The organism is Anabaena sp. FACHB-1237 (assembly GCF_014696225.1).
Classification (GTDB): Bacteria; Cyanobacteriota; Cyanobacteriia; order Cyanobacteriales; family Nostocaceae; genus FACHB-1237.
The window spans coordinates 1-16,299 of record NZ_JACJPV010000022.1 but is presented as its reverse complement, the minus strand read 5'-3'; the positions used below and the strand labels follow the sequence as shown (position 1 = coordinate 16,299).

At 33.8% G+C, this 16,299-nt stretch carries 16 protein-coding genes; 1 reads left to right on the top strand and 15 read right to left on the bottom strand.

Features of this window, described 5'->3' with window-relative positions; translation table 11 throughout:
- Positions 1 to 30: 30 nt before the first annotated feature.
- The 15 genes from H6F32_RS12330 to H6F32_RS12260 all read right to left on the bottom strand — a co-directional run bounded on the left by H6F32_RS12330 (position 31) and on the right by H6F32_RS12260 (position 15,681).
- On the bottom strand, positions 31 to 2,289 hold the full coding sequence (locus H6F32_RS12330) for a CHAT domain-containing protein (RefSeq protein ID WP_190369635.1): 2,259 nt from the start codon (positions 2,287 to 2,289) through the stop codon (positions 31 to 33).
- A 12-nt stretch (positions 2,290 to 2,301) separates the two neighbouring features.
- Entirely contained in the window at positions 2,302 to 3,234 is a 933-nt protein-coding gene (locus tag H6F32_RS12325) for a DUF1822 family protein (RefSeq protein ID WP_190369634.1), read from the bottom strand.
- The gene (locus tag H6F32_RS12320) at positions 3,224 to 3,901 is read right to left on the bottom strand and encodes an RNA polymerase sigma factor (RefSeq protein ID WP_190369633.1); all 678 of its coding nucleotides are present in this window, start codon (positions 3,899 to 3,901) and stop codon (positions 3,224 to 3,226) included. Before H6F32_RS12320 ends, H6F32_RS12325 begins: the two co-directional genes overlap by 11 nt.
- A gap of 308 nt (positions 3,902 to 4,209) precedes the next feature.
- Complete coding sequence (locus H6F32_RS12315) at positions 4,210 to 6,165, bottom strand: M48 family metalloprotease (protein WP_190369632.1); 1,956 nt, start codon at positions 6,163 to 6,165, stop codon at positions 4,210 to 4,212.
- A gap of 55 nt (positions 6,166 to 6,220) precedes the next feature.
- Positions 6,221 to 8,818, bottom strand: coding sequence for a hypothetical protein (locus H6F32_RS12310; RefSeq protein WP_190369631.1), 2,598 nt, complete (start codon positions 8,816 to 8,818; stop codon positions 6,221 to 6,223).
- A 76-nt stretch (positions 8,819 to 8,894) separates the two neighbouring features.
- Positions 8,895 to 9,389, bottom strand: coding sequence for a hypothetical protein (locus H6F32_RS12305; protein ID WP_190369630.1), 495 nt, complete (start codon positions 9,387 to 9,389; stop codon positions 8,895 to 8,897).
- A 40-nt stretch (positions 9,390 to 9,429) separates the two neighbouring features.
- Complete coding sequence (locus H6F32_RS12300; RefSeq protein WP_190369629.1) at positions 9,430 to 10,245, bottom strand: hypothetical protein; 816 nt, start codon at positions 10,243 to 10,245, stop codon at positions 9,430 to 9,432.
- 85 nt (positions 10,246 to 10,330) lie between these two features.
- Positions 10,331 to 10,837 carry a hypothetical protein gene (locus H6F32_RS12295; protein WP_190369628.1) on the bottom strand — a complete coding sequence of 169 codons (507 nt, stop codon included), beginning with the start codon at positions 10,835 to 10,837 and terminating at the stop codon, positions 10,331 to 10,333.
- Between the two features lie 298 nt (positions 10,838 to 11,135).
- Positions 11,136 to 11,654, bottom strand: coding sequence for a hypothetical protein (locus tag H6F32_RS12290; RefSeq protein WP_190369627.1), 519 nt, complete (start codon positions 11,652 to 11,654; stop codon positions 11,136 to 11,138).
- 47 nt (positions 11,655 to 11,701) lie between these two features.
- Complete coding sequence (locus tag H6F32_RS12285) at positions 11,702 to 12,181, bottom strand: hypothetical protein (protein WP_190369626.1); 480 nt, start codon at positions 12,179 to 12,181, stop codon at positions 11,702 to 11,704.
- Positions 12,182 to 12,254: 73 nt separating this feature from the next.
- A complete protein-coding gene (locus H6F32_RS12280) occupies positions 12,255 to 12,521 on the bottom strand; it encodes a hypothetical protein (RefSeq protein WP_190369625.1) in 267 nt (88 codons plus the stop codon).
- A gap of 164 nt (positions 12,522 to 12,685) precedes the next feature.
- On the bottom strand, positions 12,686 to 13,414 hold the full coding sequence (locus H6F32_RS12275) for a hypothetical protein (RefSeq protein WP_190369624.1): 729 nt from the start codon (positions 13,412 to 13,414) through the stop codon (positions 12,686 to 12,688).
- Positions 13,415 to 13,429: 15 nt separating this feature from the next.
- Positions 13,430 to 14,599 (bottom strand): DUF3137 domain-containing protein, encoded by a 1,170-nt coding sequence (locus H6F32_RS12270; protein ID WP_190369623.1) that lies wholly within the window; start codon positions 14,597 to 14,599, stop codon positions 13,430 to 13,432.
- Complete coding sequence (locus H6F32_RS12265; protein WP_190369622.1) at positions 14,599 to 14,883, bottom strand: hypothetical protein; 285 nt, start codon at positions 14,881 to 14,883, stop codon at positions 14,599 to 14,601. The genes H6F32_RS12270 and H6F32_RS12265 overlap by 1 nt, the downstream gene beginning before the upstream one ends.
- 66 nt (positions 14,884 to 14,949) lie before the next feature.
- Entirely contained in the window at positions 14,950 to 15,681 is a 732-nt protein-coding gene (locus tag H6F32_RS12260) for a hypothetical protein (RefSeq protein WP_190369621.1), read from the bottom strand.
- A 358-nt stretch (positions 15,682 to 16,039) separates the two neighbouring features.
- Between H6F32_RS12260 and H6F32_RS21215 the strand changes: the two genes are divergently transcribed.
- Positions 16,040 to 16,171: a LuxR C-terminal-related transcriptional regulator gene (locus tag H6F32_RS21215; protein ID WP_190369620.1), complete on the top strand. Its 132-nt coding sequence runs from the start codon at positions 16,040 to 16,042 to the stop codon at positions 16,169 to 16,171.
- Positions 16,172 to 16,299 lie beyond the last annotated feature (128 nt).

The window sequence follows — 16,299 nt, the reverse complement described above, 5'->3', positions numbered from 1 at the left end:
AATTGATTTCAGAAGTCGGGGATCTTACATTTAATCATCGCCTACTCGCAAATCAATCCAACGCACCAGTAAGCAAAATAAAGGAGTAAAAAATACGATACTTGCAAACCAAGGAGTTAAAGGATCGGTACTATTCATCCCAAATAAGTGATCAATAATAGAAACACCAAAAATACTACTTAACACAGTAAAACATAAACTACCTAATAAGAATGAGAACAAAATAGGCTGATATTTTTTAGTAGCACTTTTGTATATACTGCTAATAGTAGTGAAAAATAAAATGGCAATAATCGCATAGGTAATCACATTTATTCCCGCTAGAGTACCTCGGAAATCAGAGGAAAATAACAGACTTTTGGTATGTTCTATACTATAGCTTTGAAAAGGCAACCATAGGAGAATACCTAACTCACAAATAATCAGATAAGTGAGGTATTTATTTTTATTAAAGATAGAATCTGGAGCAAAAAGAATATTTGAAACCAGTGCTACAAGTTGAACACCACAAGCAACAATACTGACAAAATTGACAGCATAAAACCATCTACTTAGGGAAAAATATTGATGATTTTGTCGCCAAACTTGATAGGAGGTAGCAATTCTTAAAAGTCCTTGAAATCCTGTTCTATTATTGCTTTTTTGTAGTCGTTTAATAGCTGTTTCTAATGCAGATTTTTTGATAATTAAATTTCCTTGGTTGTCAAAAGCTTGATCAATATTAAAAATTTCTTGGGGAATACTTTTGATCTGTGATTCTGAAGTTCCCCAATCTAAATACAGTGTTTTTAGTTTCTCAGATTTAATTGTTGTCATTGCTTGGGAATTAAATTCTAAAAACATCATGCGATCGCCATTAATCTCGAAAAACAACGCCCCTAAAGTAATAAAAATTGTCACCAATGTTAAAATTAAAAAAGACCGAGTTTGTACCCGAATCATACAATGTGCTCTATAAGCTGCAAATAGAGACATCCAAAGAAATAGGGAGGGATAAACTGTAATATGGGGGTAAAGTTGAGCATAAAGTGTTAAAGTTTCCCGGCCATTAAACTCGGTGAATATGCCCACAGGTAGACAAATAAGTATGGCGATCGCTATCAATCCTAAAACCATTTCCCATTGCCAAGATAACCTTCTTTCAGAAAATAAACGATTCCAAGTTACTTCTTTAGCTAAGGGGTTCGCAACAATTACAGGTAGCCAACTTTTACCGGGTTCAAATTTTTTTTGTAACTGTTGACGGGCATAATTCATCGCCGCAAATAAAGAGCGATCTTGTACAAATGCCTCTAAAAAATACCTTAATAATTCTCTAGCTACGGCAGATTCAACCCTTTCGCGCATGACAATACAATAAGGCAAAGATAGCTCAGTTAACTGATTTGCTAATCCCAAACCATCACAGGAATTAAAGATAGCTATTTGTAATTTCTTCTCAATTGCACCTGTTAATAAATCTTTCAATTCGGCAATTTCAATAATTCCTTTTTCCCCATCGGCGGGATTAATTTGAATCCGTCCAATGCGTCCATTGCGATCGCTTTCACTATGACCAGCAAAAAAGAAAATGTGCCAACCTTGACTATCTTGTAAATTCCTTTCTAACTCCTGGCGTGTAGGTTGTCTGAGGATCTGAGGATCTCCGCCATGTCGCCGCAAACTTTTAATAAAACTGATTTCTTCTGCAAAATCAAGTTTTTCATCACCAAATACCACCAATATCCGAGCAGTTGCTTTCAATTGTGCTGTTTGCTTTTGTGTCAAGCGTTTAAAATTAGTAGCACTAATGGCAACTTCTACACCATTGCTAGTATAACCTGCTAAAGTATCCCATTCTTGCCAAGGAAGTCCTCGTAATTGTCTATCTTCTGTTTGAACAATAATTTGGACTTCATCTTTTTCAGTTATTTTCTCCCTAAATTGTTCCAAAACCAGACTTACACGAGGATCTGGTTGTCCATTTTCATCAACCCAACCATCCATACCTAACCATTTATTTAATTCTGCTTTCAAAGAATTGGCTAATTCTGTGAGATTAATTACTCCAGAAGTGCGATTTTCCCGATTTTTGACAACTTTGCGATCGCCTTGCAAACCAATATAATCTTGCCAATCTTTAAACTTGTTTGATAAAGATTTTGGTAGAGGAGAAAGAAAAGAAACCAGTTCTTCTATTTGTCCATGTTGATCATAAATAGCAAGAGTGACAGGTAAAACTTCAGCATTATTTATTTGATTATTTATTTGCACCCTACCACCAATTTTAAAGGAGATTTTCCAAGTCATAAATACTCCTTTTTAAGCAATAAAGTATTCTCTAACAAAGGTTTCTCCTATCCGCAACTCTACCCAAAATTCCTCATCTGGAGATAATTCTAGAGCTATTTTTATCAAATTTCCAGATTCATTCACTGTTTCTGTATAAATATCTGATTCGTCTGGTACACTCACCTGCATACCGATAGGTAAAAAAGTATTTTCACCTTGGATAATGACTATCACAGAAATTAATTCCTCACTGTTTTGAGAAACAGAAAGCTGCATTTTAAATATTTGTCCTGCTAGGGGGATATTTTTCTTGCAGGTAGCATTTCTCAGATCCCGCATTGAGGGTTCCCAATCTCCCTCATAAATATTATTCAACCAATTTCTTAAATAAGTAATTTTTTTTTCTGTAAATTCTAAGGATAACTCATCAATTTTTGCTGTTTCTGCTAGTGAAGATGTTTCTTTTTGAGATAAATAATCAATTAGATCATCCATAGATTGTAAATCTGTTATTTGTAATTCTTCATTAGCAGTTTCAGTATCAAAAGCAGGTAAAAAACCCATCAATACGGCTTCTTTTTCTGAATCAGCAATTTCTATAAATAAATAACCGATATTATTCCTAACAATATCAGATGGCAAAATTATTTTTTCTTGTTCTTTTTTGATGACACAACATTCTAAATTACCTAATCCTAATAATTCTAATTCGTTAGCTTCACTCCATAAACGATGAATTGCATTCCATCTTTCTGGCAGATTCAGGTTAGTCTCAAAACCGAGCATCCGAAAATAAGCATCAGCAATAAATACAGCTAAGGTATGAAAATAAATTCTGTGTTGAAGATTTGGTGTAAAATATTGTGCTGCATAAGCTCTAGCTTGGTGGCGAAATGATGCAGTAATGGGAAAGGGAATGGCTAGATCCTGTAATACATTTAGTTTATCTAGTTTATCGTTCATTGTTTTCTTCTCCAAATAATTTTTGATTTTCTGCTAACCATTTTTGCAGCAATGGTTCACATTTTCTATTCCAATGGGATCTAAGCGAACCCTGTGGTGATCCAACTGTATCAGCTATTTCCTGCCATTCTTTACCCATGATCAGTTTTAACTCAGCCAATAATTGACAATTAGCTTTTGGATTATTTCTGATGTGACAATTTTTAAGAACATTATCAGGATCTTCTGTGATCCATTGCTTAAATGATTCCCAAATTTGCGTGAGTAAAGTTGCATCTATGGGAGAAACTAATTTATCTATCATATCAATAGACATTTCATCATTTTCTAAGACAGATTGTATCCGATCTTGATAACGCTTGACTTTTCTGATTTCATCTTTGTACTTATTCTCTAAACATTTGTTAAACCAATGTAGAAATAATCCCTGTTCTGGATCATATTTCTCACATAATGTTTTGTTGACTAAATTAAGCATAGTTTTTTGTAATGCTTCTTCATAGATATCGTCGTTGTTATCATTCTCTGCTGATGGACTCCAAATACGTCCTGATTTCAGGAGAGAGCGCAGCAAATCGTTAATTGCTTGACGATGCTGGCAGGTGTTTTTGGGGTAGGTACAAGCTGCTTTGACGACGATTTGCAGGTGGAGGTTTAGATCATCCATACACTTATGATTGTAGTAATAACATCATTAAGTATATAATAATCTCTATTGTTTATACGAAAAATAATTAACTCGTGTTGCAAATAGTTATTTATATTTGTTTATATAGCAGTCCTCAATGAGTTATGAACAACAAGATCCCCGACTTCTTAAAGAAGTCGGGGATCTGACCCTTGGAGTATATCCCTACAGGACGCTACGCTAACACAAATCAAATAGGATTGCTATAGTTAATATTGCACTAAAAACCCGATTCTTTTATCGGGGTAATTCATGAATTACCCCTACTAATTTTGAGTTTGACACTCCTATTTTCCCGCCAACTCTCTAACTCGCTTTTGAATCAAACTGTGTTTTTCTACACCTTCAAAAGCATAACGATTATAACCACTGCTAGTAATCAAATCTTCTAAATAGCGAACCCGTTCTTGAGAAGATGGATGAGTTGAAGCATAATTTTGACCACTAGAACCATAGCGTTCGTGTAGAGTTTGCATAAAGCCACGCAAACCATCAGCAGCATAACCATAACTAGCTATAGCGCGAGAACCAATAATATCAGATTGGCGTTCATTACCACGACTATAATCTCTACTTACCAAAGTAGTAAAAAAGTTGCCAAAGGGAATAACTCCTTTTAAATTAGCTAATAAGCTATCATTAGCAATACGTTGATAGCCATGAGAAAGAACCGCATGGCCAACTTCATGACCAATTAAACCTGCTAATTCTGCTTCAGATTTGGTATTAAGAATAGACCCAGTGTTGATAAATACTTTACCTCCTGGTAAAGCAAAAGCATTAAGAGAATCATCTTGGACGACATAAAACTCATAATTAAATTCACTTCGTCCCATCAACTTAGCAATATCCTGACCAATGGTATTGATATAACTTTGAACTATTTCATCTTGTACCAAGGGTAATTGCTGTTTATATCCATTGGCAAATTGCTCTCCCATTGCTGACTCACCTTTAATCATCAATTGGGCAAGTTGTACAGCTTGAAAAGCACTAGATTTAAAATCACCTGTCAAGAAACCACCAAGACCACCCAAAATTGCTGTGGTAATAATTTGATTATTCAAATCACCACGAAACAGCCCAAAATTTTTGTCAGCAAGATTTACAAATTCTGCTTTTTCTGAATGATCGGGATTAACAATAGCAAACTGACGAGCAGCAATAGAGGCTTCTAACCATTGTTCATCTGCTTCTAAAGCTTTAACTCTGGCCTTAGCCACATCTGGATTATAGGGAAATAAACTAGAGGCTCTTTCTAAAACTTCTCTTGCTTCTTTTGGCTTATTATATTTTTCCAATGCTTGCGCTAGTAAGATATGACCAGGTACAAATTCGGGATTTTTTTCGCTCAACAATTGTAATGATACGAATATTTTACTTTCTAATCCCTGTTGAAAACCTGCTTGTGCATTGCGCCAATATACTTTACCAGCAGGTGACAATTGTTCTGGATCAGTTATCGCTTCTGGGAAGTTGCTATTTTTGCTATCTTGAGCAAAAGGTTTTTTGACTTGACGATAAAGTTTTTCTGCTTCTGTTCTTTTTCCCTGTTGGTAAAGTCTATCAGCTTTCAGTAAAGTTTCAAATTCTTTCTGGGAGTATTGGCTAGATTTGTTAGTATTGGCACTGATCAGATAATCTTTCAGATCATTTTCAGAAAGTTCATCTAAATTATCTTCAACTACCCTCAAATTATACTTACCTTGGCTTTGAGGTTGGTAGCTATTAACAACTACACGATAAGTATTTTGTTTGGGTAAGCTAACATGAAGAAATGAATTAGAACTATCTTCTCCCCGGTCGTCATTTTCAGCCAATTTGTTACCTTGGGCATCCAGCAGCATCAAATAGGGGTCAAAGTCTTGACTTTCTAAGTAAATTTTGATTGATTGATTTTTAGAACCTGAAAAAGTGTATTGATCATAGAAAGTGCTATCATCGGTGATTACTGAATCACTTGGTTTGAGGTTTCCTTGTTTTTGTAGTAATGTGGCTACAATCTGTGATTTAGATTTAGTGAAATTTGTAGTATCTTCAGCTTTGTTCCCTACATTTTCACCTTGAAACAGTTTGTGATGTTGAAAGATTGGTGACTTATGGATGTTTTCTGATTTAGTTGTGGGAGTAGCTGCTACCGATGGCGATATGGATAGGATTTTGAGATTGGGTAGTAGTAAGCTGGTGCTGGTGAATAGTATTGCACCAAATAAAGCTAAACCTGAATTGCGTAAAAGTTTCATAATTATTGATTGCTCCTGATGTTTAAGCGGACATAGTTAATATTTATTAGTTAAGCTATTTCTTCTCAACTACATCGAAATTTTTCGACCATTCCCAAGGATCTAACCAACGCTCTCCACGCCCAGTAGATCTCATAAGATTGATGATGCTCAGGTCTAAAAATACGGGACCTCGTGGACCGTCGTCTCCATCGTTTCCATCGTTTTTATTTAAGATATTTTGACGACCCCAATAACCTGGATATCTGAGCCAATCTGGAGCTATTGGATTACCAATTCTCGATAGATATTGGATTCGTCCTTGAGAATCAAATGGATTAGCTAAGTTACCTCGATGAAACTCAACAATTTTTTTTTGGGAGGGTAATTTCCAAAGTGTAGTGCCACGATAAGGGTAACTTGCATGACCACCAAGACCAACATAAACTTTTGGTCTACCCTTTTCCAATTCTAGAGCTTGCCATAAAACAGTTTGACCACCATCACCTTCGCCGAATGGATTAATGGGGGTATTTATCAATACTTTTCCTACCTCTATATGCTGGGCAAAAGAAGCTTGTGATGGGCGGAAATATTTATCAAGGAATACTGTGATACCTTCCCAATCTCCTTCATGAGTATTATGTCCACCATGCTCTTCCCAGTTGCTACGTGGGTAGTGGAAATAATAGTTAATAGCTACTTCACCCTTGGTGGGATGTTTGACAACAGCAGCATAAACTTTTCCTGAAGTATTATTGCGTGGCTTAATGGCATAAGAGGAAAGATCAATCACAGTAGTTGAGTCACCAAGTTTATAGTCTTTTGGTTTGTTTAACCATGTTGTCTTTTCAACATCATATGGAATGTTATACTTTTCTGGTTTGTTCCCTGGAGTTCCTTGACCATTATCAAAGTAAAGAATTGGTGCATACTTATCAACTAAAGCTTGATAATTACCAGTTTCTGGCCAATCAGCTACAAAAAGAGCCACGAGTTTATCTTGCTGAGAATTATCACCTTTTAATTTAAACAAAATTTCCTGTACTATAGGCATGGGAGGGACTTCAAAAGCATCAATCTCAACTTTATGCTCACCAGCATCAAGCTCATCTAACTCTACTATTGCCTGACGAAAACTTGGCATGGCTTTTGGTGAAGAACGAGGAAATAAAAATTTCTTTGATTCTAATGTCTTACCGTCAATGATTACTTTAGATGAAGATTTTAGTTGCCAACCACGTATACTTTCAACATTGACACTGAGACTATATTTTCCTTTTTTGGGTACTTTAATAGTTAATTTTATTGGCAAATATTTTTCACCAATAGTCGCCCACCATTTATTAAGAGAAGCGATTTCTGGCTCACCACCAGAACAAGATATAGTATAATCCCATCTAGTATTTACATTGTCATTACCGATTAACTTCACTCCCACATACTCTGCATTAGTTGGTAAATCAAAAGTTTCATTACCTGGACCAGATTTAGGTCCAAGTCCAAAGATTTGTTTACCATCAAAATATAATTCTATTCTGTCGGGAATTACATAAAATTCAAATTTTAGATTAACTTTTCTATTTGCACCTTTAGCAACTTGAAATAAATCAGTTCTAATTTCACTACCTCCACTTACACGCTGTTCTTCACACTGTACAGGAGGTCTACAATTTACCTCTTGTAACATCGGGTTTTTGGTACTAATATTACTTTTAATTGCTCCAGATCCAAAAGATATAGCCCAACCTACAGATTTAGTAATTGGGGATTTACTGGTAGTTAATTTGTTTCCCCATAAACCTAGACTATCTGATATAAAATTGAGTGATGAACTCACCGCAGCTTGACAAGCTGATTCTGAAGTTTTAGCTAATAAATTAGCATCTTTATTAGTTTTAATATCTTCTATATTTTTGTTCATTTTACCTCTTTCTTGGCTAATAAATATATTTTTATCAATAAATTCATTTTGGGAAATTTGCACTGTTTCCACTGTTTGACCTTGGGGGGATTTGATTATAGCTTGTCCTGCGAAAAAATTAGCTGTTGTACCATCTGATAAAGTTATTTTAGATAAAGAGTTATTAGCAAAAGTAATTTTAAATTTATTCAGTACAGATTTTATTTGTTCTGGATTAACAATTAAACTATCTGTGTTGATTAAACTGGTAAAATCAATAGCTGATACTTTCTTATATTCAACTTCAAATAGCTGAAAGCTCCTAGAACCTGGAACATTAAAAGTATATAACTGTTCTGCACCTGTGGAGGGAGATACTAGAAGAATTTCCTGTTTACCTGAACTATAAGGTATTTGACTACTAATGCGGAAATCTTTAGGTAAAGCATTTTGGAGATATAAGTTAGTTTCTGCTGGTCTAATAATGGGAGGTATGGCAAGTTGTGAGGGTAATTTGTGCTGAAAATCATCCTCTTGTTTTGTGGGTAAATCTTGATTTATCTTCAAAATTTTATGACTACTATTATCAGTTAAATTAATATTTGAAATAGCAGCGTCAACTCGACCATCATTAAAATTGATGTAACAAGCTGCGGAGTTGGAATTTAGCAAAATACAGAGAGAAATAGGGATAATTTTTTTAAGCCAATTTTCTCGTAAGATAGCTATAAAGCTGATGAGAGTAATAAAAAATAAACGCCATTTACGCATAATTGATATTTGGGGATGATTTTTTATTTTGTGAGTAAGGTACAGTGTGTAAATTTAATATTTACTTTTTGCATAATTAAGTACAGAAAGTCTCTCCCCATTTTAAAGGTCTATTAACATCTACATCCTCAAATGCTTTAATTTTACCATTAGGCATTAGTCCAAAGGTGATACCACAGCCTGGAGCTAACACAGTGCCAAAAGTAACTGCACCGACTGAGCCACATTTGGAAATGATATCTTGGCTAATATTCTTCATGAATTGTGGTGAATTTTCAAGCTTTTTTATACCAGTTTCTACAATGTTACCTTTGCGTTTTGTCCCGGTGAGATAAAAGATATATTCAAGGGGTCGTTTTTTTGGAAAATCGGAATAAAGCTCGTTAAGATTCTTTGTATAAGTATTCTCTATTAACACATTAGGAATTTTTCTTAAACGACTTTTAGCATTAGCAACTGCCTTTTTACACTCTACATTTGAATCCTGTGCTTTTACCGTTGTTGGTAAGGTGGTGATATTGACTAAAGCAAATAATAAAATTGCTGTTCCACTACTAACATTTCTGATCATAAGTTCCAATTCCTTTGAAATGAATGTTTACAGGTTGATTTTAGTTCCTATGTTTATCGGATTCTTCAAAAAACGAAAAAGTTTTATTGGATTTTAAACATCGCTGCATTTCTTTACTATTTGTATTTTCCCCATTTCTGTCAATTTCAATACTAGAAAGTCCCATAAAATCACCATAATGAATTGCATCTGATGTCAATTGCATTAAATAAAAAGGATCTTTTGACAAACCTTTTCTTGTAACAGATTCCAGTTTATAAAAATTTAGGTATTTGGGGTCACGAATGACAGAAGCAACTGTTCTACCATAGCGACTCATACCTTCATAACAGATACGATTTCCTTTGATAGCAATTTGAATACCAATGGAGCCACGAAAATAAAATCCGGGTTTTAGTGCTTGGGAAGAAGCAGGATCAAAAAGACGACAAACAATTAAATTTCCCTCTTTTAACGGGTTAGATTCGCTATGTCTAATAACTTTATTAGTGTTCTCTGTTTTTATCAATTTACCATTTCTATAGTAACGGTCTTGTTGAATTTGCAGTGAATTCGTATCATTACAGTTGACGATAACTTCACTTTCTAGCAATTTTCTTTTTGCTAGATTTTTTTCAGACTCTATATACTCTCCTACAAAATCTGCTGGTGTAATTAATCTTAGATATTTATATTTACTATTTCCTAATTTTGTAACTCTTCCTAAATCAACATAGGAAAATATAGCTTGGGAATTAAATTGACTTTCATTGACGAAATCTGCTCGTGCAAAAGGACTAGCGTTAGCTACATTTATAGAAGTAGCAAGGGTAAAACCTGTAATTAGATACTGTAATAAAAGTGATGTTTTTATCATTGACTTACTCATGATTTAATAACTTATGTTGGTAATTAAAAACAAATAAATTTCGATGTTAATGTTACTAAAATTTGCTTGATGGTCACCAGCAGAATGTTTGTCCCCACTTTAGGGATGTATCTTCATTTGGGTCTACTATTACAATGTCGAATAGTTTAACTTTCTTATCTCGCATTAATCCAAAAGCGATACTACAAGTTGGAGCTATTGTACTGGTGAAAGCGACTGCACCAATTGAACTACATTTAGATATGATATCTTGGCTAATATTCTTCATGAATTGTTTTGAGTTTTCAACCTTTTTAATACCAGTTTCTACAGTACGACCTTTACGTGTTGAACCAGTGAGATAAAAGATATATTTCATAGGTCGTTCTTTTGGGAAATCGGAATAAAACTGGTTAAGATTCTTTGTATAAGTATTCTCTATTAACACATTAGGAATTTTTCTTAAACGACTTTTAGCATTAGCAACTGCCTTTTTACACTCTACATTTGAATCCTGTGCTTTTACCGTTGTTGGTAAGGTAATGATATTGACTAAGGTAAATAGTAAAATTGCTGTTCCACTACTAAGACTTCTGATCATAATTTCCAATTCCTTTGAAATGAATATTTGATGAGTAATAAGGTAGATTGCTGAACTAGATGTTGTCCATAATCTATATACGAACCAGATTTACTCCGTGTTGCAAAAAGTTGAAAAATTCCTCTACTAAATCTTGAAAAACAAAATAGAAAGGGGCGATGTAGTGCGGGCATCTTGCCCGCTAATCTTCTATGGAATGTGCTGTAAATATTTATCAGGAAAAAATAAGCCCCAAACCTTTGCAGGATAAGAAAAATAGGCAAAATACCCAAAAATGCTGGTAATCCAAGGTAATTATCTAAAATTGTCCTTGCAGCATTCTACCTTTGATTTTACGGACATAATTACCTTTAGTATTTATACATTCCTGCATTCTCTTATTTTGCGCTGGAGTACTGCGAGAATCAGAGTTATTTCCTGCTATCAATAACCAAGCACCAGCAGCACCTGTATTATCGTCAAAAGCAGCTATAGTCTTTTGTCCATAATACTTATACTCTGGTAATTCTCTAACATTCATTACCTGGATTTCCTGATTGTTCCCATCAATGTAAAGTTTACCTCCTCGATTTGATACGCTACTAATCATAATTTCTTCTCGTCCACGATAGTTATTAGGTGGTCCGTCAACTATTTTGATGCAAATTTTTCCATTACGATTTAAAATCTCTCTCCTGGAGTTATTAAACATAGTTCCTGGGGTATAATAAGCACCTGAAGGAAGTTTAGATTCTGGTTTGGGTGATGCAAATGCTAAGGGTGATATTGATGTAATTAATACAGTTGTGATTGTGAAATTGATAAACAAGTTTTTCATTTTTTCTCCAATAATCCAGTAAGTTGTTATTAGTTATTATCTGTTATTTAAAGGCAAACCACGTATCCCCAATGCAATTTTGTTCTTGCCATTGGATCATCCATATCAAGACATTTAAAAAGTCCAACGTCGTTATTTTCTAATAAGCCGTAACTTTCAACATGATCAGTTCGTGATTCGTTAAATTCAACCATACTAATTGATGGACATTTATTAATAATTTCCGTGGAAATCGCAGTTAAGAATTTTTCAGAACTTAAGATTGATTGTGTTGCTGAACCAGTCAACTCAAACAGATAGGAAAATGGACGATTATTAGGATAACTTTTGTAATGTTGAGAAATATTTTCTTGACTTGTATGAACAACTTTGACTTTTCTATTTTTTTGAATTTGTTTTTTTGCTCTTTGTAAAGACACATTACATTCAACAGATGGTTTTCTATTTTGTGCTTGTACTGATGATGAAAACAAAAACATAATATTGGTAAAAATTAACCCGGTAGCAATTATTTGATTAAGCCGCATATACTAACCCTTGTATTGACGATTTGGATAATTTGATTTTTTTGATGGGGATACTATTTTTACTTCTTATTAATTAACCTTGACGTTCGCGTTCTTCCTGAATCGCTTTTTTCGCTGCTCGTTCACTCATAAAACCAATGGTAGATGCTAACGCCCAGGCAAAAAGTCCTATATGAATCAACAAACCAATAACAAGCCAAAATCCTAGCGTTACCAAAATCAGCAGGTCATTAATAATAGATAAAAACAACTGAATAAATCCTTCAACTCTCTTGTTAGTAAACAACAGAGTTCCTAAACCGGGAAACAATAAATTCAAGAAAATTGCCAGACAACCCATAATTTTTTACCTCATTTTTTGTTAACTAAATTCAGATAAACTCTAGCAGCAATATTATCTCTAAACTATAGCAATCATATTTGATTTGTAAACCGTGAGGGTTTCAGATCCCCGACTTCTTCGAGAAGTCGGGGATCTCTGTGTTCAGAAATCAAATAGGAGTCCTATATTTCATCCACAGCTTGTAAATAATAATTCATAGCCTCTACCTCCTCCTCTAATCTTTCTACTAAAATTTGAGATTCTATCACTACTTCTGTTTCCTGATCACTTTTATGCTCAATTAGCCTATTTTTTAATTCCAATTCCACACTATCTAACCGTGCAAAGTAATCATTTCTTAGTATTTCTAGTCTATCAACAGCTTGAGAAATTCGATTTTGTAAATTTTGCATTTCATCTACTGTTGTTGAACTAAGATGCTGACTTTTTCCTATATTCTCTATCTTTTCATGCACATAGTTTACATACTCCTGATATGTTTTGATAAAATTGTTTTTTTGATCGGAAAAATAGCTTTCTATCTCTACTATATTAATAGCTTCTGTTTTTGAAAAATGCAACTGATTTTTATGTCTTTTTGTGTTTTGTACATATTTTCTCCAGGAATTTATTAAAGGTATCAACAATAAACATACTAGAAAAACACCAAAATCATAATATACTTTTGATATCACTATTAAATTGAGATAAAAACTAATTACAGAAATTCCCAACATAGTAAACGATGCTAGAATCATAAATAACCAAATAAAAGCGATTGTTCCACGGGGAAAAACTAATTTTAATTCGGGTTCTTGCAATTTTAATTGCTGAAGACGCTGATTGATGATAGTTGTTACCACGTCAGATTCTGAGATATAGAGATTAATATTTTGAAGATTCAAATCCATAGTTATCACTCCATATCAATTTCCAGCGGTTGGTGCTACATTTAATGCAGTAATTATGGAACTTAATATTTTTTCCAGTTCTTGAAAGCTGTCCAAAAAGTTATCTAATTTACAGGATTTTTCTCCTGTTACCTCAAAAAAAGTCAAATTCTTATTTGTAGTTACAACTGTAACTTTCTGGAATGGTTTATTATTTCCGCGAGTAATATTGATAAATTGCATCCAAAAATTAGGAGTATTTTCCTGATTACCTAAAAGTAATTGTACTACTTTTGGTTGAGATGTTTCTTCTTTTTTGGGTGATGTAATTTCTACAATCTTTTCCATAAACCGATAGGATAGTAGTTTTCTGGAGGCGTTTTCATTGTTTGTAAAAATATAGAAATTATCTTCTATTTCCATATTTTCTACACTGTATTCCTCAAAACCTCGCTGAATAAATCTTTCTGGTCTGCGTTTATCCCTATTTAACAGTTCTAATCTAGGATAATCTTTACTAACTGTAATTGTTTTACGGTCTTCTCTGATTTTTTTGGTGGGACTAGGTGCTGCTTTTTTAGGAATCATCACTGTTAAAAAATCACTATTAAGATTTTCTTTTTCATATTCCATTTGATAAACAATGCCTTTAAAATAACACACAGTTCTTCTATCATATCTATCAATAAATTTATCAATCTCGATAGATTCTTTCTGGGAATTAAGGATATAAACAGGTTCTACATCTGCCATGTAAAAAGGTCGTTTATTAATTGTAAATGAAAGGGTGTTTTTTTCTGTATATTTATAAAGTTTGTTGTAAAACAAATTAGCTAATATTGGTTGCATCTGATTCTTAGATGAAATTTGAGGTTCAAATATTATCTGTTCTGCATTCGGAAAAATGATTTTTACAAAGCCTTCAATTGCATCTTTACGAAGATAAAACAGTAAATTGTTATATTTTCTGACAAAAGAATCAATGCGATTTTTAGCCCAATTAATACCACGCATCAGCCCATAAATAACACCTGAACTTACTAGAGAAGCCAGAATATAAGAAAATACTGACTCTACAAAAAATAGGATTATGAAAGTCAAAATACTGCAACCCAAAATACCAATGACAATCCGTGCAGTTAAAATTAATCCCCCAAAAATTAGCTGATTTTTAATCTTTTCCTGTCTAGCAGTTTCTACTTCCATTAGTCTAGTATTAAAACCATTACCAGTAAAGAATCTCTCAACTGCATAACTTTTTCTACTAAATTAGTCAATGCTTCAAACTGATTAATAATGCTTTTTTGTTCTGCACCAATACTACTAACCAACTTTTTAATAACAGCGTGTCTTCTGGATAATTGTGTATCTATTCCAGAAAAGTTTCTGTTAACTCTGGAATTAAGTCTATTCATTTCATTGTAAATTTTCGATACAAAATATCCTAACAATCCCAGCATTGCTAACAGAAAAACAAATGTTTGACCCATGATAGACTCCTTAAAATATTGATAATAACAAAGTGAGACAGGTTGCTAATTATTCCCAAACTGCTTTCAGTACAAAATATCTAAACCAACTCTAGTGATGAAAAAATCAGCAACCAAAACTATCGGCACAAGTAATAGTGAATTTCGAGAAGATAAACCCAACACTCCTATCAGTGCTGTATTCAAAAATAAAACAAATGTAGTCCAACAAAACACAGAAATTAAAGCCATTAATTCTGCTGCATTATTACCTAATAACCACAACATGAACAGAAAAAAGGTAATAGGAGCAAAACAAAAACCTGTCACAAATGTAAATTGTTGATAATTTCCCGAACCCTTAAATATTTTGCGGGTAATCCACAAAACTGCTATCATCCCTAACACGGGAATTGTGGCGGCTAAAATAACTCGCAATTGTTCTGAAAAACTTAACTCGGTACTATAACTTGCACCAAATAAACCCCCGAAAGAAAACAATGGTGCAAGGGATTCTATGGTTTTTAATACTGCCATCCAAACAGCTAAAACAAATAGAATACAAAGTGCGATTCCCGCGTATAAAATTCGACTATCTCCCAAACTATTAATTGCCGTTTCTAGTCCATTATTAGGATCATTCCAAATCAGTTTTAACGCACTCCAGACATCTAAAACAGCATTTTTACCCGTTTCTACTAATAACTTTGGATTTTTATAGTTAGATGTAGCAAGATTAACTGCTGAAAGCGAATCTAAATCATCTTCATCAGTTAGTTCTTGAGCATTTTGATTTTCCGGTGGTATGGAATTTGACATAGTGTTAGTCAGTAGTAACTAATGTTTTCTCAATGACAAAGTATATTGTTGAACTAAGTAGAGATGTTAAATATCGTCCATAATCGTCCATAATTTATATACGAAGTAGATTCACACTGTGTTGCAAAAGGTAAGAAAAAAGTTAAGAAAATTTCTTGACCTATCTACTTGACCTATATATAGGAAACCAAATAGAGCGATAGCTTCGCTCTCCGTAACTATTACCCGTGAACAAACCCTGACTCCATCATACTCAGTAATTTCTAAATTTTTATAACTGTGTAGAACAACTCACAACTGTGTATAATATTCACTAATCTAACAATATACCCAATCAAAACATTACCCACACAGTACCGTGAACATTGATAAGTTCCAGACCGCACTTAACGGACTAACCCCTAAACAGCGACAAGTGCTAGATAAATTTTTATCTGGTGAAAAAGATCAACAAATTGCTGAATCTTTTAACATCAGTAGAACTTGCTAGTCTTAGATCCCGGACTTCTTTAAGAAGTCCGGGATCTGAAACTCAGATCATGGATCAGATCACCTCAAAAACAAACCCCCTCATTGTCATAATGAGAGGGAATGTAAAGTATAGAATAATAAACCTGG

Coding starts and splice junctions, on each gene's coding strand:
- H6F32_RS12330 (WP_190369635.1), bottom strand. CDS start 2,289: ATGACTTGGAAAATCTCCTTTAAAATTGGTGGTAGGGTGCAAATAAAT.
- H6F32_RS12325 (WP_190369634.1), bottom strand. CDS start 3,234: ATGAACGATAAACTAGATAAACTAAATGTATTACAGGATCTAGCCATT.
- H6F32_RS12320 (WP_190369633.1), bottom strand. CDS start 3,901: ATGGATGATCTAAACCTCCACCTGCAAATCGTCGTCAAAGCAGCTTGT.
- H6F32_RS12315 (WP_190369632.1), bottom strand. CDS start 6,165: ATGAAACTTTTACGCAATTCAGGTTTAGCTTTATTTGGTGCAATACTA.
- H6F32_RS12310 (WP_190369631.1), bottom strand. CDS start 8,818: ATGCGTAAATGGCGTTTATTTTTTATTACTCTCATCAGCTTTATAGCT.
- H6F32_RS12305 (WP_190369630.1), bottom strand. CDS start 9,389: ATGATCAGAAATGTTAGTAGTGGAACAGCAATTTTATTATTTGCTTTA.
- H6F32_RS12300 (WP_190369629.1), bottom strand. CDS start 10,245: ATGATAAAAACATCACTTTTATTACAGTATCTAATTACAGGTTTTACC.
- H6F32_RS12295 (WP_190369628.1), bottom strand. CDS start 10,837: ATGATCAGAAGTCTTAGTAGTGGAACAGCAATTTTACTATTTACCTTA.
- H6F32_RS12290 (WP_190369627.1), bottom strand. CDS start 11,654: ATGAAAAACTTGTTTATCAATTTCACAATCACAACTGTATTAATTACA.
- H6F32_RS12285 (WP_190369626.1), bottom strand. CDS start 12,181: ATGCGGCTTAATCAAATAATTGCTACCGGGTTAATTTTTACCAATATT.
- H6F32_RS12280 (WP_190369625.1), bottom strand. CDS start 12,521: ATGGGTTGTCTGGCAATTTTCTTGAATTTATTGTTTCCCGGTTTAGGA.
- H6F32_RS12275 (WP_190369624.1), bottom strand. CDS start 13,414: ATGGATTTGAATCTTCAAAATATTAATCTCTATATCTCAGAATCTGAC.
- H6F32_RS12270 (WP_190369623.1), bottom strand. CDS start 14,599: ATGGAAGTAGAAACTGCTAGACAGGAAAAGATTAAAAATCAGCTAATT.
- H6F32_RS12265 (WP_190369622.1), bottom strand. CDS start 14,883: ATGGGTCAAACATTTGTTTTTCTGTTAGCAATGCTGGGATTGTTAGGA.
- H6F32_RS12260 (WP_190369621.1), bottom strand. CDS start 15,681: ATGTCAAATTCCATACCACCGGAAAATCAAAATGCTCAAGAACTAACT.